Origin of the sequence: Streptomyces sp. NPDC101118 (genome assembly GCF_044759445.1) — a bacterium.
Lineage (GTDB): Bacteria > Actinomycetota > Actinomycetes > Streptomycetales > Streptomycetaceae > Streptomyces.
Genome location: NZ_JBIVZG010000002.1, coordinates 396,251 through 414,142, shown reverse-complemented (window position 1 = coordinate 414,142; position 17,892 = coordinate 396,251). Strand labels below are relative to the sequence as shown.

Sequence of the window (17,892 nt, the reverse complement as noted above, 5' to 3'; positions counted from 1 at the left end):
CCGGGGCCGGGGCCGGTCACTTCGGGAAGGGCCTGCCGGGCACGGTGACCGGGTGGGCGTGCGGGTGCGGTTCCGGGTGGGGTTCCGAACACGGGTCCGTCTGGCGGAGCTCGGCGAGCAGCTCGGTGCGGCCCGCCAGCATCTCGGTGAGGATGCGGCGGGCTGCGCGCAGCAGGTCGGCGACGTCGCCGCCGGCGAGGGCGTAACTGACCGTGGCGCCCTCGCGGGTGGAGACGACGATGCCCGACCGGCGCAGCACCGCGAGCTGCTGGGACAGGTTGGAGGGTTCGACGTCGATCTCCGCGAGGAGGTCGCGCACCGGCATGGGTCCCGCCTGCAGGAGCTCCAGGACGCGGATGCGGACCGGGTGCCCGAGCATCCGGAAGAACTCCGCCTTCGCCTGGTACAGCGGTACCTGCATGCCCACGAGTGCTCCTGCTGTCGCCCGACCACGGCCGGGCCCGGCCCATGCCCTGCCGCCTGCGGTCTTTCGTCCCATCGTCCCGTCCCGGCGGCCCGCGCATGCCCACACTTGGCCAGATTTGGATCTGCCGAATTGAAGAATTCTTCAATTAGTGGGCATGCGAGGGCCGTTGCGAGCCGTTGTCAGACCTCGAGGGCGGCCTCGATGCGGCGCAGCTGGTGCCGGGCCATGGCCAGGTTGGACCTGTCCTTGTCCAGGACCAGGTACAGGAACAGGCCGCTCCCGGACTTGCCCTTGAGCAGCCTGATCAGGTGGTACTGACCGCCGAGGGTGATCAGCAGGTCCTCGATCTCGTCCCGGAGGCCGAGCATCTCCATCGTGCGGACCTTCGCCCTGATCACATCGGTGTTGCCCGCCGCGGCGACCGACAGGTCGAGGTCCTTGCCTCCACCGAGGGTGCCCAGGGCCATGCCGCTGGTGTAGTCGACCAGGGCCGTCCCCAGTGCTCCCTCGATCGAGGTCATCGCCTCCTTCAAGGAGACTTCCACGTTCGCCAATTCGTCCACTCCCTCTGGTGCTCTGTTCGCGTCCGCGGCGGGAGAGTCGCGCTCCCCCACCGGAACCTGCCCGGCTCAAGCTACTGAGCCGCAGGCCCCGTTGGGCCGGAATGGCAGATTCGGCGGAAATCGATCGGAGGGAGGACCGGTCCGTGCGGTCAGCTGTTCGGGACGGTGTCCCTGAAGGCGGTGCCCGCCGCGCGCAGGGCCGCGACCCCGGCGGCGACCTGGGCCGGGGTGCGGACCTGGTCCTTGACGAAGTACACGTAGTCGACCTGTTCGTCGTACGAGCGCGGGGTGGCCGAGGTCTGGCCGGCCAGGTCGATCAGCCAGTGGTTGAAGTCGATGAACTGCGGGGTCTCCGGCAGGTAGGGCTCGCCGTGGGTGGCGACGACGCGGCCGTCGACCCAGTACGTCACGGAGGTGCCGTCGACGGTGAACTGGAGGTCGTGCCAGCCGTCGTGCGAGGCGCGCTGCTCGCCGTGGGTGTTGACGGCGTTCCAGGGGTCGGGGTTGTAGGTCTCCCAGGTGGTCTCGTACATGATGTTGCCCGGCTCGCCCCAGCCGCCGTTGGGCAGGTACTCGAAGTCCTGCTCGCTGTAGGCCGGGTCCATGGGGGCGTTGAGCGGGGTGAAGGCGAAGAAGGTCTGGACGACGTGGTCGCCGTCGGGGCCGCCGGACGGCGTGTCGTCGAAGCGGACCCGGGCGGCGTAGGTGCCGTTCCTGAACTTCCTTGCGGTGGTCTGGAGTTCGGTCTCGCGGGTGCCGGCGGCGGTGCCGTCGGTGGTCAGGCGCAGGTTCATCACGGTGCCGCCCCCGGCGGAGGGGAAGGTGATGTCCTGCGGGGACCAGGTGGCGCCCGGGACGCCGGGGCCGCCCTGCCCGGACTTGACGGTCCAGCCGTTGCGGGCGAGGGCGGGGTCGGCGCTGGAGGCGTACGTGAAGTCGTCGAAGAGGACCGGTGCGTCCGGGTCGGCCGGCGGGGTGGTGGGGGGCGTGGTCGGCGGGGTCGTGGGGGGCGTGGTCGGGTCGTTGCCGGCCGGGGCCGTGCCCCAGACGAGGGTGCCGCCCGACTGGAGGGTGACCTTGTCCCAGTCCGCGTACGAGGTCCGGCCGGGGCCGAAGGAGTAGTCGTCGGACTGGGTCAGCGGCTGCCAGTCGGTGCGGTGGAAGCGGAGCTGCATGTCGCCGGTGGACTGGCCGGGGGCGAGGGAGCCGGCACCGGGGGTGAAGCCGATCTCCAGGTACCGGTCGGCGGTGGCGGTCGGGTGGTCGGGGGTGCCGAAGGCGCCGGTGATGTGGGCACAGCCCTTCACCGCCCAGGAGCAGGCGAAGCGGTACGTCACCGCGGGGCCGTCGGCCTTGAACCAGTACCGCAGGCGTACCTGGCTCAGGGGGACGGTCGTGGCGCCGGTGTTGGTGATCTGGAGCCAGGGTTCGGACTGGTCGGCGGTGGCTCCGCCGGCGCTGGTGCGGTACTGGACGCTGAGCGCGTCGGCGGCGGCCGAGGCGGGGGCGGCCAGGAGGCCCGCGGCCGCGGTGCCGGAGAGGAGGGCGAGGGCGGCGGCCAGGGCCACCCTGCTGGTGCGACGGGGTCGGTCGGACACGGGATTCCCTTTCGGTGGGGGGCGCGGAACGGAACCTGTGGGTGCGGGGTGCGGGGGTGCGGTTGGGGCGGATGGGATGGGTGGGGTGGACGGCGGGGGTGGCTCGGGTGGCGCTCGGGCCCTGCGGGGTGCGCGGTGCGGGCCCCGCGGGTCAGGGGGTCTGGCCGTCGATGCCGAGGGCGGCCAGGCGCGGGCGGTGGGCGGCCAGGGCGGGGAGGAAGTCCCGGTGGTAGTCGCCGTCCGGGTTCCAGGCCCGGGCCGCGAGGGCGCAGAGCCGGGGCCAGAGGAGGCGGTCGTACCGGTCGGCGGTGGTGACGTACTCTGTCCAGAGCTGGGCCTGGGTGCCCAGGACACGTGCCGCGGGCCCGGCCGGCCAGGCGGCGGGCGCGGGGTCGTTGGCGTACACCGCGGCCAGGTCCACCACCGCGCCGGGCTGGCCCGCCGGCTCGCCGGGACGGTCCGACTGCGGGTAGTCGAGGTACGTGGAGCGGTGCGGGGCCATCACCACCTCGTGGCCGCGCCGCGCGGCGGCCAGGCCGTGCCGGGCGTCCCGCCAGGCCATCAGCGCGAACTCGGGCGGCAGGACGGCCCCGGGCGGCTGGGCGTCGGTGTCGTCCTCGGCCCAGCAGACGGGGCGCCGGCCGGCGGCCAGCACGTGGGCTCCGGCCCGGCCGAGGAACCAGCCGCGCAGCGCACGCGGGCCGGGGAGGCCGAGCGCGGCCGCGCGGGCACGGGCGGCGGGGCTGGACTCCCATTCGGCGGTGGGGCATTCGTCGCCGCCGAGGTGGACGTACGGGCCGGGGAAGAGGTCCATCGCCTCGTCGAGCACCGTCCGGCAGAAGTCGAGGGCGGCGTCGTGAACGCCGAGCACGGTGTCGCAGATCCCCCACTCGGTCCACACGTCGAGCGGGCGGCCGGGGTGGTTGCCGAGGTGCGGGTAGGCGGCGAGGGCGGCCCGCGCGTGGCCGGGCATCTCGACCTCCGGCACGATCGCGACCCCGCGCTCGGCCGCGTACCGGACCAGTCGCCGCAGCTCGGCCTTGGTGTACGCGCCGCCGTGCGGCCGGTCGTCCCGGCGCCCGGAGCCCGGCGGCCCCAGCGGGGTCCGGGCGCGGACCGAGCCCACCTCGGTCAGCAGGGGGTACGCGTCCACGGGCAGCCGCCAGCCCTGGTCGTCGGTGAGGTGGAGGTGCAGGACGTTGAGCTTGTGCAGGGCGATCCGGTCGACGGTGCACAGCAGCCGGTCCAGCGGCTGGAAGTGGCGTGCGGTGTCGACCATCAGGCCCCGCCAGGAGTGCCGGGGCCGGTCCTCGATCTCCACGCAGGGCAGCGTCCACGCGGTGCCGGGGGCGGCGGGCCGGTCGGCCAGCGCCTCCGGGGGCAGCAGCTGGCGGAGGGTCTGTACGGCGTTCCGGAGCCCGGCGGGCCGGGCGGCGAGCAGGCCTACGCCGTCGGGCCGGACGTCCAGCCGGTAGCCCTCCGCGCCCAGCGACGGGTGCTCGGCGGGGTCCAGGGCGAGGGACAGGGCCCCGTCGGCCGCGGGCGGGAGGGGGAGGCCGGTGGCGGGACGGAGCAGGGTGCGCAGCAGGGCGGCGGCCTGCTGCGCGGCGGGGTCGGCGCGTACGGCGGTGTCCGGGGTGAGGGTGAAGTGCCCGGGGGTGCGGGCGAGGTGACGGGGCGCGGGCAGGAGGGCGGGGACGGCGCCGCCGTGGGCCGGGAGCGGACGGGACGGGCTCACCAGGCTCACGGGGGGTCCTCCTCTGCGGGGGGGGTGGGGCGTTGACCAGTAGCCCGACCAGTACGCGAACTGGCCAGCAACTGGTAAGGAAAATGGCACAGGGGCGGAGGCCGGTCAAGAGGCCGGAAACTCTGCCCAGCGCCCCTCAACTTGCCTTCTGAAACAGCAGTTTGTGCGCGCCGGAGGCTTGCCGCGGCCGGTCCGCCGACTGGTAACATCGCCGAGCTGGTCTGGTCAGCTGTACGGGGTGGACGAGAGGACGGGAACATGGCCGAGGCGTCCGGAGGTCCGGTTCCGAAGCGGATCTGGGTACGCGACCACCTGCGCGGTCTGGCGGAGTCCGGCGCACCGGGGGCGGCCCTGCCGTCGGAGCGCGCGCTGTGCGAGGAACTGGGCGTGTCCCGGCCCACGGTGCGCGCGGCGGTGGACGAACTGGTGGCCGCGGGCCTGGTGGTCCGCGAGCACGGGCGGGGCATGTTCGTCGCCCGGGCCAAGATCACCCAGGAGCTGGCGCCGGCCGGCGCCGAACCGGGGTTCAGCCTGCCGCGGGCGCGAGGCAGCTGGGCCAGCAGGGTGCTGGAATTCGCCACGGTGCCCGCGGGCACGGCCCTGGGGCGCAGGCTGCGGCTGCCCCCGGCCGACGAGGTGGCGTACATCGCGCGGCTGCGGCTGGTGGACGGCGAGCCGATGGCGATCGAGCACCTGCACGTGCCGGCCGCGCTCGTCCCCGGCCTGGCCCCGGGTGACATGGAGAGCGGGGACTTCTACGAACTGCTGGGCGCGCGGCACGGCGTACGGGTCCACGAGGCCGTCCAGGCCATCGAGCCGACCGTGCTGGGCGACCGGGAGGCCCGGCTGCTCGGCGTACCGGCGCACTCCCCCGCCCTGCGGTTCGAGCGGCTGACCACGGACCGGGAGGGGCGGCCCGTCGAGTACGTCCACTCGGTGTACCGCGGCGACCGCTACCGGATCGTGTCGCGCATCGCGCTCGGCGGGCCGGACGGCGACGGCGACGGCCTGCGGCACCACCCCGGCATCCCGCCCGGCGACCTGGCGGCGGGCGCCCACGGCCGGTCGGTCACCACGGGGGACGTCCAGCCGGTGCTCTGAGCCCGGCCTCCGGTGCTCGGCCCCGCCGCCCGGTTCGTCATGCGGGGGCCCGGCTCCGCCCGTACGGTGACGCCATGAGCGATCCGGTGCGCAACAAGGCCACGGCGATGGCGTTCTACGAGCTGATGTTCAACCAGTGCCGGCCCGCCGAGGCCGTCGAACGGTACGTCGGCGACACCTACACCCAGCACAACCCGCACGTCGGCGACGGCAAGGAGGCGTTCGTCGCGTACTTCGAGCGGATGGCCGCCGAATACCCGGGCAAGCGGGTGGTGTTCAAGCGGGCCTTCGCGGAGGGCGACCACGTGGTGCTCCACTGCCACCAGGCGTGGCCCGAGGAGGAGTACGCCGGGATCGACATCTTCCGCTTCGACGGGGACGGCCGGATCGTGGAGCACTGGGACGTGCTGCAGGTGGTCCCGCCGACGTCCCTGAACGGCAACACCATGTTCTGACCGGTGGGCGTGCGGGGGCCGTGGGGCGGTGGAGGCAGTGGAGGCGGGGGCTCGCGGCCGGAGGCCGGTCCGTGGTGGATTCGGGAAGACGCCGTCACAGAGCCGTGAAGCTTCTCCGGGACGCTGGTGCCACGCCCAGCGCACTTCCGCGCTCCTCACCCCGGGGGACAGCATCATGAGCACCGTACGCAGAGCCGCCGTCGTCCTCACCGCCGTGTCCGCCCTCGCCCTGACGGCCTGCGGCCCTTCGCAGGACGACGCGTCGGGCGGCGGGAAGACGCCCGGCCCGGGCGCGTCCGCCTCCGCTTCCGCCTCCCCCTCCACGGCCCCGACGGCCTCCGCGAAGCCGACGCCGCCGTCCACCACGGCGCCGGCGCCCACGGCGACCGGCGGCGGGAGCACCGACCCCGACTACGACGTGTTCCCGTGCAGCACCTTCGACGTGAAGTTCACCGCGAGCCTGGCGGAGCCCACGACCGGCAGCTACCTGCTGAAGGTCACCAACAAGAGCACCAAGCCCTGCCGGGTCCTGGGCCACCCCGTCGTCACCTTCGGCGACCTGGACGGGCAGGCCACGCAGCGCGGCACGGCGCCGGGCATCGAGGACGCCTTCAAGCTGGCCCCGGGCGAGTCCGCGTACGCGGGTCTGATGGGCGGCGCGCACGACGGGAAGGGCAGGACGGTCGACTGGATCGCCATGACGATGGACACCTCGTCCGACCTCGTGCAGACCCCGCTCAAGGCGCCGACCCCGGGCCTGTACGTGTCCCCCGACAAGAACTCGGTCACCCCCTGGGTGACGAACGCGGAGGACGCGCTGAGCCTCTAGGGCACACCCCCGGCCCGCCCCCGCCGTCCGTCCGCGTGTTCAGTCGTGGGAGGGGCGGCGGTGGCGCATGCGGTGGCGGAGGTACCAGATGGCGCCGACGGCGAGGGAGAGCACGGTCACCGTCACGGCCGCGAGCGGCCAGCGCGAGTCGTCGACGGCGGCCACGAAGACCAGGATCACGGCGCCGACCGGCACCAGCAGCGAGGAGAGGGTCCGCAGGGCCGCCGCGATCATGCCCGGGTCGGCGGCCGCCGGATGGACCTCGGCGACCGCCTCGGCCGCCTCGGCCGGCGTCGCCGCGCCGTAGAAGGCCACCGTGCGGGCCGCCAGCTCCCCCGTCGACCGGTGGTAGGACCACCCGAGGTACGGGATCCAGACCAGCGGGGCCACCAGCCCCACCAGGAAGACCAGGCCCACCAGCGCCCAGCGGCCGATCTTGACGATGAGCCTGGAGGTGTCCTCCTCCGGACCGAGCAGCCCCAGCAGGTACGCCATGCGCTTCACCAGCGACCACAGTGCGGCCACCCTTGACGGACGCGGCCCGGGCGGCGGCGCGAGGTCGCCGTCGCGGTCCGTGCGCGCAGCCAGCTTCTCCAGGGCCTCACCGGCCGTGGGGATGTCGGGGTAGACCCCCTGGATCACGAGCAGTTCGGCGGTCCGGTCCGGGGAGGTGGCGGGGCGGCCTGCCAGCGCGCCCAGCTCCAGGCACATGCGCAGCTGGGCCAGCAGGGCGGCGCAGAAGGCGAAGGGGATCACCACGATGAACGGGCCGCCGACGAAGGAGCCCTCGGTCACCACGATCCGCCGGCCCCGGTTCGCCACCATGCCGCGCAGTTCCTCGGGACGCGCGTCCGGGTGATCGGCGCGCACCTTGGCGACCGTACGGGCCGCGGCGGTCCCGAGCCGGCGGGAGGCGAAGGAGGCCAGGATCTCGGGGAGGTGGCCGGGGTCGGCGAGCACCGAACGCAGCAGCCAGCGCGCGAGGCCCTCCTCGGTGCGGCCGGAGGTGTCGGGGTGCTCGTCGTTCGGGGCTGCGTCCCGCGCGTCGTTCGGCGCGGCGCCCTGGGCCTCGTCCGGGGCCTCGTTCCGGTCGCCGTCCGGCGCGGTCCCCCGGGCGTCGTCCGCGGCCGCGCCCCCGTCGGGGTGCGAGGGGGCGTCCGGACCGGCGGCCGCACGCGGGCCGTCGGGCCCGTCGGGCGCTCCCCCGGCGGGTGGCCAGGTGTCCGTGGGAGCGGGGTCCGGGCCGGGGATGCCGGGGGGTACCTCGGAGGCCATGCCTCCATTGTGGCCGCAGGGCTTGCGGGGCACCCCCGCAGCGGGCCCGTCGGGTGATCAGGCCTCCGGCCGCCAGAGCATCAGGTTGCTCATCAGCTCGGCCTGCTCGATCGCGTCGTCGAGGGCGTGGTGGGTGTGCCGCCGCCGGGACAGCAGCTCGCGGGGCATCGTCCCCTTGGCCACCGACCGCAGCGGCAGCCCGGCCTTGGCCGCGTAGAGGGTCTTCATGTCCAGGCAGCCCGAGTGCCCGAAGGGGCTCTCCCCGGTGAACCGGATCAGGTACCAGTACAGGAAGGTCCAGTCGTACGAGGCCGGGTAGCCGCACATCACGGGCTGCGCTCCGTCGGACACCTGCCGCACCCAGGAGCTGAACGCGCGCAGGGCCGCCTCGGGCGGCGTCCCCTCGGTGCGCAGCCGCTCCCGGTCGAGGCCGCTGACGGCCAGGGCCTCCGGCACGAACGCGTCGCTCACCGGGCGCAGCTCGCGGTAGAAGGTCTGCCGCTCGGGGTCGGCGGGGACGTACCCGTCGGCGTCCTGCCGGCCGGCGACGGCCGCGCCCAGGCTGAGCATGGAGTAGGGACCGGGGATGGGGCCGTCGGCCTCGATGTCGACGGAGATGTAGAGGCTGGGCCGGATCTTGCGGGGTGACATGTCCGTGAGCATGTCAGCCGGGGGGCCGCGGGTCATCCGGATTTCCGGGCGTCGCCGCCGCCTCCTCCGAGGCCCCGCGACGGGGCTCGGGCCCGTCGCGGGAAGGCACTGCGCGGGGGCAGCGGGACGCGGGTACCGCGCGGTAGCCTCCCCGCATGATTGTCATGGACATGTTACGAGCGCGTTCGCGCGGGCGGCGCCGCGGCCCCCGCGGCCTGCGCGCCCTCGTATGCCTCCTGCTGCTGGCCCTGCTCGGTACGGCGGCCTCGGCGACCGCCGCCCCGGCGCCGGCCGGCTCCCGCGCCGCGGCCGGCGCCGCCACCGCGGCCACGCCGGCCACCGCCACCGCTACCGCCACCGCCACCGCGGCCACCCGGGCGGCCGCCGACGCCGCCTCCGCCCGCTGGGGCGACCGCCGGCTCGACGAGGTCGCCTTCCTGACCACCCACAACGCCTTCACCAACTACGAGGACTCCCGCTGGAGCTCGGTGAACCAGTCCGAGTCGGTGCGCGCCCAGCTCGACAACGGCGTGCGCGGCCTCAGCCTGGACACCCACTGGTACGAGCGCAGCACCTGGCTCTGCATCATCAGCTTCGGCAGCGACTGCTACCCGAGCGACGTGTACCTGTGCCACGGCGACTGCAAGACCTTCGCCGGAGCCACGTACGCCCTGCCCCGGCAGTCGTTCCACGGCACGATGCAGACGGTCGTGGACTTCCTCGCCGGCCACCCCCAGGAGGTCGTGACCGTCTTCCTGGAGGACTACGTCAGCGCCGGGCAGCTGCAGAACTCCCTCGGCCGGGTGCGCGGGCTGAACGAGCTGCTGTTCCGGGCCGACGACTGGGGCGTGCGGCAGAAGGGCTGGCCCAAGGTCGCGGACCTCGTCACTGCGGGGAAGCGGCTGCTGGTCTTCTCGGACCGCTCCGACCGCGAGCACCTGGGCGTCATGTACGACAGGTCCTGGACGGTCAGCAACTACTGGAGCCTGGGCGACCTCGGCAACGACCTGGCCTGCGTCACCCGCTGGTCCGACGTGCCGCTGGACCGGCAGGAGCCTGGCTTCCGGCGGCTGTTCACGATGAGCCACCACCGCAACGTGCCCACCGTCCTCACGGCCGCCCTGGACAACGGGACGAAGCTGCGGGACCGCATCGCCGGGCAGTGCCGGACCGCGACCGGGGGCCGGAACCCGAACTACGTCTCGGTCGACTTCCACCGGCTTTCGGACGGCAGCGGGCACACGCCCGCCTCGATCGTGGCGGAGCTCAACGCGAGCCCGTGAGTCGGCCGAGCTGCTGAGCCGGCCGAGCCTCTGATCGGCCGAGCCCCTGACCCCCGCGCGCCCCGGACCGCGCCCGGCGCCGCCGGGGCGCCGGGGCATCCGGGCTGCCGGGGCATCCGGGCGGTCCGGGCGGCGGCCGGGACTGCGGGAGTCCGGGCCGGCCGGGGCACCCGGCCGCCCGGAGTTCGACGCCGGGCGGCCGGGTCAGAAGTGGTGGAGCTGCCAGGTGAACTTGCCTCCCCCCACCCAGCGGACGGTCTCCAGGTCGTCGAGGTCGTGGATGTGGACCCCCGCCTCCGAGGCGATGAGGATCACGTCCGTCATGGACTTGGCCATCCCCACCACCTCCCCGTCGACCTCGACGATGCGGAAGGGCGGGTCGCCGCTCTGCACTCCCAGAACGGTGACCCTCGGGCGGGAGATGTGGGGACTCGCGCTTTCGGTCATGCAGGACGGGTTCCACGCCGACGCGCACGTTAAGCCTGATGCGGGAGTGGCCCACGGGACCGGCGGGAATGCCGGCCGGCCGCGGGCCTGCGGCGGCACCCGCGGCCCGGCCGCGCGCCGGCCTGGCCCCAGGGCGGGTGGGGGCATCGGGACGCCGGGGTGTCGGGACGTCAGGGTGTCGGGACCTCCCGACGTCAGGGCGTCAGGGCAGCCGCGGCGGCGAAGAGGCGGGCGCACCGCGCGGCCATGGCCTCGGGGGACTCCTCGGGGTGCTTGACCCACCAGCGCACCAGGGTGGCGACCAGGTCGCGCCAGACGTACTTGAGGGCGTCGGCGTCCAGCGGGTCCGCCGAGCCGGTGGCGCGCAGCAGGTCGGCCGTGCCGCCGGCGGCCAGGGCGTCGATGGCGGACCAGTACGCGGCGGCCCGCCGGGCGGCCTCGCCGCCGGCCGGCAGCGTGGTGTCGTACAGCACGAACCACGCCTCCCGCTGCCCTTCGAGGGCGTCGAAGATCCCGCGCAGCACGCGCAGGGGCGTGCCCGGCCCCGTCCCCTGGTGGCCCATGCCGGTGCGGATCGCCGCCAGGAGGCGGTCGCCGACCGGCGCCAGGCAGGCGACGTACAGGTCCTCCTTGGTGCCGAAGTACTGATGCAGCAGCGTCTTGGTGACCCCCACGCGGGCGGCGATCGCGGCGAGCGAGGCCGCCGCGTAGCCGTGGGTGCCGAACTCCTGCGTGGCGGCGGCGAGGATCTGCTGCTCGCGGTCCCGCCGGGGGACGCCCTTGGTGCCGGCTTTGGATCGGGGGGTTGCCATGCGGCGATATTATCAGTAGGTAATTTACCGCGAGGTAAGTTACTGCTACCCCCTGGAGCACAGCCATGGCAGGCACCGCGACGCAGCCCACGTCCCGCACCCGTTCCTGGTGGGGGTGGGGGTGGACGGACGCCCACCCGGACGACGCCGAGTGCGTCGCGATGGGCGCCCTCCTCCCGGGCACGTCGGCCCGGCCCCTGCCGGTGCCGCGCGTCGCGGACCTGGGCATCGGAGCCCCCGCCGTCGAGCCGCCCGCCGCACTGGCGCACGTGGTGCGCACGGACCCCGAGGACCGCGCCGCCCACGCCATGGGGAAGGCCTACCGTGACGTCGTACGCGCCCTCCGCGGCCGGCCCGGGCGGGTCCCGGACCTCGTGGCCCGCCCTCGGGACGAGCGGGAGGTGGCGGACCTGCTGGACTGGGCCGCGGAGCGGGAGGTCGCGGTGGTGCCGTACGGGGGCGGGTCCTCGGTCACCGGCGGGGTGGAGTACCGCGGTGACGCCCACCGCGCCGTCCTCTCCCTCGACCTGACCGCGATGGGCCGGGTGCTGGAGGTCGACGCGCCCGGCCGGGCGGCCCGCATCCAGGCCGGCACGCTCGGCCCGGACCTGGAGGCCCAGCTGCGGCCCCACGGGCTGACGCTGCGGCACTTCCCGCAGAGCTTCGAGTTCTCCACGCTGGGCGGCTGGCTCGCCACCCGGGCGGGCGGTCACTACGCCACCGGGCCCACGCACATCGACGACTTCGTCCAGTCGCTGCGGGTGGTCACGCCGGCGGGCGTGAGCGAGTCGTGGCGGCTGCCCGGATCGGGGGCGGGTCCGTCGCCCGACCGGCTGTTCCTGGGCTCCGAGGGCGCGCTCGGCGTGATCACCGAGGCGTGGGTGCGGCTGCAGGAACGTCCCGTCCACAAGGCCTCCGCGGCGGTGGCGTTCGCCGACCTCCACGCCGCACTGGAGGCCGTACGGCTGATCGCCCAGTCCGGGCTGATGCCGGCCAACTGCCGGCTGCTGGACGCCGGCGAGGCGGCCATGTCCGGCGCCTCGCACGACGGCAGCGCGGTGCTGGTCCTGGGCTTCGAGTCGGCCCACTTCCCGGTCACGGACCGGCTGGCCCAGGCGGTCGACCTGGCCCGCTCGCAGGGGGGCCGGGCGGACGGCACGTCCGGACCGGCGGGCGGCACGTCCCCGATGGGCGGGGCGGGCGGGGCGGGCGCCGCGGGCGGGGCGACCGGCGGGAGGAGCACAGCGGACGGCAGGAGGGCGGCGGACGGGGACAGGGCGGCGGACGGGGCGGTGGACGCCTGGCGCTCGGCGTTCCTCCGGATGCCGTACCTGCGAGACGGGCTGGCCCGGATGGGCGCCGTCGCGGAGACCTTCGAGACGGCAGCCACCTGGGACCGGATCCCGGGGCTGATCGAGGCGGTGCGCACCGAGGTCGGCGCGGCGGCCCGGAAGGCCACCGGGTACCCGGCGACCGTCAACTGCCGCCTCACGCACGTGTACCCCGACGGGGCGGCCCCGTACTTCACCGTGCTGGCCGCGGGCCGGCCCGGCGACGAGGTGGCCCTCTGGGACGACCTCAAGGCCGTGGCGAACGACGTGCTGCACCGGCACCGGGCCACCATCACCCACCACCACGCGGTCGGACGCGACCACCGCCCCGCGTACGACCTCCAGCGCCCGGCCCCCTTCGCCACCGCGCTGCGCGCCGCCAAGCACGCCCTGGACCCGGCGGGAATCCTGAACCCGGGCATCCTGATCGACTGACCCGCCGGGCCACCGGCTCCGCCGGCACCGGGGGGCTCGGCCGGCACCGGGGGGCTCCGTCGGCACCAGGGGGGCTCGGCCGGCCCCGGATGGCTCCGCCGGCACCGGATGGCTCCGCCGGCGTCAGTGGCCGGGGGCCGGGTTGCTCCGCCGGTGCCGGTGGACAACACGGCCCGGCGTTCAGGGGGCCGGGGGTGCCTGCAGGCGGGTGAGGGTGCGGGCTGCCTCGTCCGCCTGCTCCTGCGTGGCGCGGGCGGTGCGGGCGGCTTCGCGGTGGTGGGCGGCGGCGCGGTCCGCCGTGCTGCGGGCTTCCGCGAGGTGGTGCTCCGCCTCCGCCAGTTGCTCCTCGCGTTCCCTGAGCGCCGCTCTGGCCCGGCGGAGCTCCTCTTCCGCCGCGCGGAGTTGCTCCTGGCCGCGTTCGGCCTCCCGGGTGGCCGTGTCGGCGGCCTCCTGTGCCTGTGCCAGGGCACGCAGGTGCGCGGGGTCGGGGGCGGGGACCCCAGGTTCCGGCTCCGAGCCGGGATCTGCCGGGCGGCCGGCCCCTGCCGTGTCCGGCCCCCGCTCCGTGGCGGTTCCCGGGTCCGCCCGGCGGGTGGCTGACGCACGGCGGGACCGTCCGGGGGCCGGTTCCGGCTCCGCCGCCGGGGCGGGTTCGGGCTCGGGCCGGCGGTGGGACCGTGCCGCCGCGGGTGCGGACGGGCGGCGGGCCCGTACCGCCGTCGGGTCCGGTTCGATGCCGAAGCCCGTTGGCGGGGGTGGGGTTCTGGCCAGGCGGGCGGCCAGCCACTCCTGGGCGACCTCCGGGTCGGCCAGGGCCGCGTGGAGGGTCTGCTCGATCTCCCTGAGGCCCGGCTCCGAGACGGGCCGGCCCTCCTCCGCGGCCAGCGCCGCGGCATCCCTCGCCAGGGCGGTGACCAGTACGTGCCGCTGGTGGGACAGCTCGCGCAGCTCCTCCCCCGCCAGCGTCCGCTGCGCCTCGCCCAGGGCACGGCCCAGCTCCACCAGGCGTTCCGCCTCGGCGGGCCTGCGGCGGGCGAGGAGGTTCGCGGCCCACGCCGCCGCCGTCGGCCTGCGCAGCGCGGCGATCCGCCTGGCGAGGGCGCGGTCGCCCTCCTGCCGCGCCCGGGCGGCCAGGGCGTCCCGGGCCGCGGTGAACCCGGCCGGGTCCAGCCCGTACAGTTCGGCGGCCGCCGACTCCAGTTCCACTCCCCCACTCTCGCGTGCGGGTGCGGGGTCCGGCGGCCGCCGGGGCGGGCGGGTCCTCCGTCCGGGTCAGGGCTTCACGGCGATGCGGCCCTCGTCCATGCGGGTCAGCAGCAGCCGGGCGCCCGTCTCCTCCAGGAACTCGTCCACGGCCTGGCGGGAGCCCTGCCAGTAGCCGTAGTCGTCGAGCAGCAGCACGCCGCCGGGGACGAGCCGGTCGTAGAGGTGCTCCAGCTCGTGCTTGGTGGAGGTGTACCAGTCGGTGTCCAGGCGGAGGATCGCGATCTGCTCCGGCGCCTGCTCGGGGATGGTGTCCTCGACCTTGCCCTGGACGTAGTGCAGGCGCTCCGCCGGGTAGTCGATCCGGGAGAAGCCGTCCTGTACGTCGTCCAGCGTGGCCAGCGCCCAGATCGGCCGGTCCTTGCCCTGGGTGGCCAGCAGGTCGGCGGCGCTGGCGCCGTCGACGCGCTTGTCCTCCTCGGTGGGCTCGGTCATGCCCTCGAAGGTGTCGAAGAGGTACAGCTCCCGGTCGGTGACGTCCAGGGAGAGCAGGGTGCGGGCCACGGCCTGCATGCTGCCGCCGCGCCACACGCCGCACTCGACGATGTCGCCGGGCAGCTCGTGCCGGGTGACGTAACGGACGGACTGGACCAGCGCGTTCAGGCGCTCGACCGAGGTCATCGTCCACGGCTTGACCGCGGTGATGATCTCCTTGGCCCCGTCGTCGTAGTCCGCCGGGAAGCGGAGTCCGGCCGGCTTCGGGGCCGCCGCCTTCGGGGCCGCCGCGGGGGTCGGGGTCGCCTTCCCGGCGGGGCGGGCCTTGCGCAGCTCATAACCGGTGAGCTGCGCCAACTTCTGGTTCACACTCGAACGCCACGTCATGCCGCCCGAGCGTACGTTCCAATCCCGCGCCTGTCTGCCATTCGGACCAAGATCGGTGTGCGGTGTCCGGCCGCGGCCTGCGGGGGCGCGCGGCCGGACCCGGGTGCCGTCGCTCCGCGGGCTCAGCGGAGGAGGAACTGCTGGGCTGCGCGGGCGCCTTCGTCGCTGCGGCTCTGGGTGAAGTGTCCGGCGCCGGGTACGACGACCAGTTCGGCCCGCGGGGTCGTGGCGGCCAGTTCGCGCGCCCACTGCACGGGGGTCGACAGGTCGCGGTCGCCGGCGAGCAGCAGCACGGGCATGGTCAGGGTGCGGTGCGGGGCGGCCGGAAGGGCTCGGGACGAGGGCCAGGGCAGGCAGGTGAGCGGGATGCCCTGGGCGCCGGCCGTCTCGCGGCGGAACGGCCAGGCGTCCGCCGGGCGGATGCGCCGTACCGCGGCGGCCAGTGCCCGCTCGCGGCCCTCGGCCGGTGCCGAGGCGTCACCCCACGGCCAGACGCCGTCCGCGCACAGGGTCGCGGCGTGCAGGCCCGAGCTGAACTCGGCGGGTGTCTCCTCCCCGGGCCCGGAGAAGCCGGCGACGAGTGGATCGAGGCGGGTCCGGTCGCTGGCGGCGGAGGCGTGCAGGGCGTCCAGGATCCCGAAGCGCGGGTCGTCGAGCCGGGGGTCGATGATGCCGGCGATCACGAGGAGGTTGAACACGCCGACGCCGTTGCCGTCCCTGCGGACGACCTTCGCGAGGTCCCGGGCCGGGTCGAAGCCGCAGCGCTGTTCGCGGCAGGCCGCGCGCAGGACCCGGGCGGTGTGGCCGAGGGAGTCCTCGTACAGCACCTGCGGTCCGGCGAGCGGGACGACGGAGTCCAGCACCAGCCTGCGGACCCGCCCCGGATGCGTGAGGGCGTACCGGGCGGCGGTGAAGGTGCCGTACGAAACCCCGTCGACGGTCCAGGAGCCGATGCCGAGGGCGCGGCGCAGGTCTTCCAGGTCGGCGACCGTGTCGGCGGTGGTGTAGAAGTTCCGCTTCTCGCCCAGGATTTGGGCGCAGGCGGTGACGGCGCCGGCGGTGGGGGGCACGGTGTCGCTGCTGCCGGCCTCCCGCTGGAGCGCCGGACAGTCGATGGCGGAGCCTCCGGTTCCGCGCTGGTCGACCATCACGAGCCGGTACTCGGCCAGGGCCCCGGGCAGCCGGGAGCGGATCCGGGGTACGTACGGGACGCCGGGCTGGCCGGGGCCGCCGGTGAGGAACAGCAGCGTGCCGCGCGGGGCGTCGGCGCGGCCGAGGACGGCGGCGCGGAGGGTGAGCGTGCCGGGGACCGCGCCGCTGCGGTCGAGGGGGACGGCGAGGTCGGCGCACGTGACGTCCGGCTGGCCGGGGCAGGGGTGGTGGCGGGTGAGGGCCGGGGTGTGCGGGGCGGCGGGGGTGAGCGCGTCGGGGCGGGTGGGCGAGGCGAGACGGGTGTGCGGGGCGGGACGCGTGTGCGGGGCGGTGGGGGCCGCCGTGGCGGGCGGGGCGGCGGTGGCGGGAGGGGCGGCGGTGGCGGGGGGGGGCACCGGCGGCCGGCGGAGCTGCCGGGCGCCGCGGCGGTGGCCAGGCACGCGGCGGCCGTCAGTACGGCCGCCAGGGCCGTGCGGGATCGGTCGGGAAGGATCATCTGCGTCCCCCTGGCCGTCGCCGGTGGCGGTGGGCGCGCCGCGCGCGGTGCCGCGGCGCCGGCCGGCCCCTGCGGAACGGGAGCGCGTCCCGTGTGGCCGGCCGCCGTCATCCTGCGGCCGGGGCCGCCGTACCGCGTCGAAGATTCATGCGCGGTCCGCGAGGAGCCTCCGTACGGCGCTGGGCACCTGGCCCGTGTGGCGGCGGCAGGTCCGCGTGAGGTGCGCCTGGTCGGCGAACCCGTACCGGTGGGCGAGGTCCCGGAGCCCGTCGGCACCCTCCCCGACCGCGTGCAGCACGCCCCGTACGCGCAGTTCGTTGCGGTAGCGGGTGAGGGTGGTGCCGGTGACGGCGTGGAACACCCTGCTCAGGTGGTGCGGGGAGGTGCCGACGAGCCGGGCCGGCTCCTCCAGGGAGAGCCCGAGGGCGGCCGGCCCGGCCGCCAGGGCCGCGCAGGTGTCGCGTACGAGCCTGCCGTGGACCCGCACGGTCGGCCCGCGCCCGGGACCGTCCGCGCGCCAGCGGCCGCCGGCGGCCGCCACGGCGTCGAGGAGGGGGTGCAGGCGTTCGGCGAGCTCGAACGGCTCGGCGCCGCGGGGGGCGGCGGCGAGCAGGGCGCGGTGGTGCAGGTCGGTGGCACCGCTGATCTGGAAGCGGCTGGTGGCGGCCGTACGGTCGAAGCGGTCGGCGAACAGCCGCTCGGGGAACACGATCTCGGTGGAGCGGTCACCGGCCCCGACGGTGTGGGCGACGCGCTGCTCGTGCCCGGGGCTGATCAGGTAACCGCCGGTCGGGTCGAGGAAGAACTCCTCGCCCTCGACTCGGCGGAGGAAGGCGCCGGCCCTGACGAGCACCACGGTGTACGAGGCGGCGTGCCCCGGCCCGACGAAGGCCGGCCGGTCCTCGCAGCGGAGGATGTCGCTGACCGTCATCCCTGCGGTCCGGATCCGCTGCCGGACGAGCCCGCGGCGCTCCTGGACGGCCTCGGAGCGGAAGGCGTGCGCCGGCGGTGGCGGCTGCACCTTCGCGGTGGCGGGTTCCTGACGCATCGATACCTCCGAGGTGGCGGGCTGTCGGGGGCGGGAGTGCGTCGTGCACCCCCGCGCCCCTCCCCCGTCCCGGGCAGGGGGCGATGGGCGGGGCCGGGCTCCGGGCTCCGGGCTCCGGGCTCCGGGCTCCGGGCTCCGGGCTCCGGGCTCCGGGCGA

At 75.4% G+C, this 17,892-nt stretch carries 17 protein-coding genes; 5 read left to right on the top strand and 12 right to left on the bottom strand.

Translation table 11 applies throughout. The features are described from left to right. Positions 1-16: 16 nt before the first annotated feature. The 4 genes from ACIQUQ_RS04805 to ACIQUQ_RS04790 all read right to left on the bottom strand — a co-directional run bounded on the left by ACIQUQ_RS04805 (position 17) and on the right by ACIQUQ_RS04790 (position 4,326). Positions 17-421: an ArsR/SmtB family transcription factor gene (locus ACIQUQ_RS04805; RefSeq protein ID WP_403971332.1), complete on the bottom strand. Its 405-nt coding sequence runs from the start codon at positions 419-421 to the stop codon at positions 17-19. Positions 422-606: 185 nt separating this feature from the next. Further along, positions 607-981 carry a hypothetical protein gene (locus ACIQUQ_RS04800; RefSeq protein WP_403971330.1) on the bottom strand — a complete coding sequence of 125 codons (375 nt, stop codon included), beginning with the start codon at positions 979-981 and terminating at the stop codon, positions 607-609. A gap of 158 nt (positions 982-1,139) precedes the next feature. Beyond that, positions 1,140-2,588 carry a cellulose binding domain-containing protein gene (locus ACIQUQ_RS04795; RefSeq protein ID WP_403971328.1) on the bottom strand — a complete coding sequence of 483 codons (1,449 nt, stop codon included), beginning with the start codon at positions 2,586-2,588 and terminating at the stop codon, positions 1,140-1,142. A 151-nt stretch (positions 2,589-2,739) separates the two neighbouring features. Next, the gene (locus ACIQUQ_RS04790; protein ID WP_403971798.1) at positions 2,740-4,326 is read right to left on the bottom strand and encodes a beta-N-acetylhexosaminidase; all 1,587 of its coding nucleotides are present in this window, start codon (positions 4,324-4,326) and stop codon (positions 2,740-2,742) included. A 267-nt stretch (positions 4,327-4,593) separates the two neighbouring features. Here ACIQUQ_RS04790 and ACIQUQ_RS04785 point away from each other — a divergent pair, with 267 nt between their 5' ends. The 3 genes from ACIQUQ_RS04785 (at position 4,594) to ACIQUQ_RS04775 (ending at position 6,720) form a co-directional block, all read left to right on the top strand. Next, positions 4,594-5,436 carry a GntR family transcriptional regulator gene (locus ACIQUQ_RS04785; protein ID WP_403971326.1) on the top strand — a complete coding sequence of 281 codons (843 nt, stop codon included), beginning with the start codon at positions 4,594-4,596 and terminating at the stop codon, positions 5,434-5,436. Between the two features lie 74 nt (positions 5,437-5,510). Continuing rightward, positions 5,511-5,891: a nuclear transport factor 2 family protein gene (locus tag ACIQUQ_RS04780; protein ID WP_403971324.1), complete on the top strand. Its 381-nt coding sequence runs from the start codon at positions 5,511-5,513 to the stop codon at positions 5,889-5,891. Positions 5,892-6,066: 175 nt separating this feature from the next. Continuing rightward, on the top strand, positions 6,067-6,720 hold the full coding sequence (locus ACIQUQ_RS04775) for a DUF4232 domain-containing protein (protein ID WP_403971322.1): 654 nt from the start codon (positions 6,067-6,069) through the stop codon (positions 6,718-6,720). A gap of 39 nt (positions 6,721-6,759) precedes the next feature. Here ACIQUQ_RS04775 and ACIQUQ_RS04770 read toward each other — a convergent pair whose 3' ends face one another. After that, complete coding sequence (locus ACIQUQ_RS04770) at positions 6,760-7,995, bottom strand: hypothetical protein (protein WP_403971320.1); 1,236 nt, start codon at positions 7,993-7,995, stop codon at positions 6,760-6,762. A 57-nt stretch (positions 7,996-8,052) separates the two neighbouring features. Then, positions 8,053-8,646 (bottom strand): 3'-5' exoribonuclease domain-containing protein, encoded by a 594-nt coding sequence (locus ACIQUQ_RS04765; RefSeq protein WP_403971318.1) that lies wholly within the window; start codon positions 8,644-8,646, stop codon positions 8,053-8,055. 164 nt (positions 8,647-8,810) lie between these two features. On the opposite strand from ACIQUQ_RS04765, the gene ACIQUQ_RS04760 reads away from it, so the two are divergent. Next, positions 8,811-9,929, top strand: a complete 1,119-nt coding sequence (locus ACIQUQ_RS04760) for a PI-PLC domain-containing protein (RefSeq protein WP_403971316.1) — start codon at positions 8,811-8,813, stop codon at positions 9,927-9,929. A gap of 204 nt (positions 9,930-10,133) precedes the next feature. Here the strand turns inward: ACIQUQ_RS04760 and ACIQUQ_RS04755 are convergent, their stop codons facing one another. Both ACIQUQ_RS04755 and ACIQUQ_RS04750 read right to left on the bottom strand, forming a co-directional pair. Then, on the bottom strand, positions 10,134-10,376 hold the full coding sequence (locus ACIQUQ_RS04755; protein WP_403971314.1) for a hypothetical protein: 243 nt from the start codon (positions 10,374-10,376) through the stop codon (positions 10,134-10,136). 194 nt (positions 10,377-10,570) lie between these two features. After that, a complete protein-coding gene (locus ACIQUQ_RS04750) occupies positions 10,571-11,188 on the bottom strand; it encodes a TetR/AcrR family transcriptional regulator (RefSeq protein ID WP_403971312.1) in 618 nt (205 codons plus the stop codon). Between the two features lie 65 nt (positions 11,189-11,253). On the opposite strand from ACIQUQ_RS04750, the gene ACIQUQ_RS04745 reads away from it, so the two are divergent. Further along, positions 11,254-12,954 (top strand): FAD-binding oxidoreductase, encoded by a 1,701-nt coding sequence (locus tag ACIQUQ_RS04745; protein ID WP_403971310.1) that lies wholly within the window; start codon positions 11,254-11,256, stop codon positions 12,952-12,954. Positions 12,955-13,134: 180 nt separating this feature from the next. On the opposite strand, the gene ACIQUQ_RS04740 is transcribed toward ACIQUQ_RS04745, so the two are convergent. The 4 genes from ACIQUQ_RS04740 to ACIQUQ_RS04725 all read right to left on the bottom strand — a co-directional run bounded on the left by ACIQUQ_RS04740 (position 13,135) and on the right by ACIQUQ_RS04725 (position 17,735). Beyond that, positions 13,135-14,160: a hypothetical protein gene (locus tag ACIQUQ_RS04740; RefSeq protein WP_403971308.1), complete on the bottom strand. Its 1,026-nt coding sequence runs from the start codon at positions 14,158-14,160 to the stop codon at positions 13,135-13,137. Between the two features lie 66 nt (positions 14,161-14,226). Beyond that, positions 14,227-15,039: a TylF/MycF/NovP-related O-methyltransferase gene (locus ACIQUQ_RS04735; protein ID WP_403971306.1), complete on the bottom strand. Its 813-nt coding sequence runs from the start codon at positions 15,037-15,039 to the stop codon at positions 14,227-14,229. Between the two features lie 122 nt (positions 15,040-15,161). Then, positions 15,162-16,631: an alpha/beta fold hydrolase gene (locus tag ACIQUQ_RS04730; protein WP_403971304.1), complete on the bottom strand. Its 1,470-nt coding sequence runs from the start codon at positions 16,629-16,631 to the stop codon at positions 15,162-15,164. A gap of 201 nt (positions 16,632-16,832) precedes the next feature. Continuing rightward, the gene (locus tag ACIQUQ_RS04725; RefSeq protein ID WP_403971302.1) at positions 16,833-17,735 is read right to left on the bottom strand and encodes a helix-turn-helix domain-containing protein; all 903 of its coding nucleotides are present in this window, start codon (positions 17,733-17,735) and stop codon (positions 16,833-16,835) included. Positions 17,736-17,892: the final 157 nt, after the last annotated feature.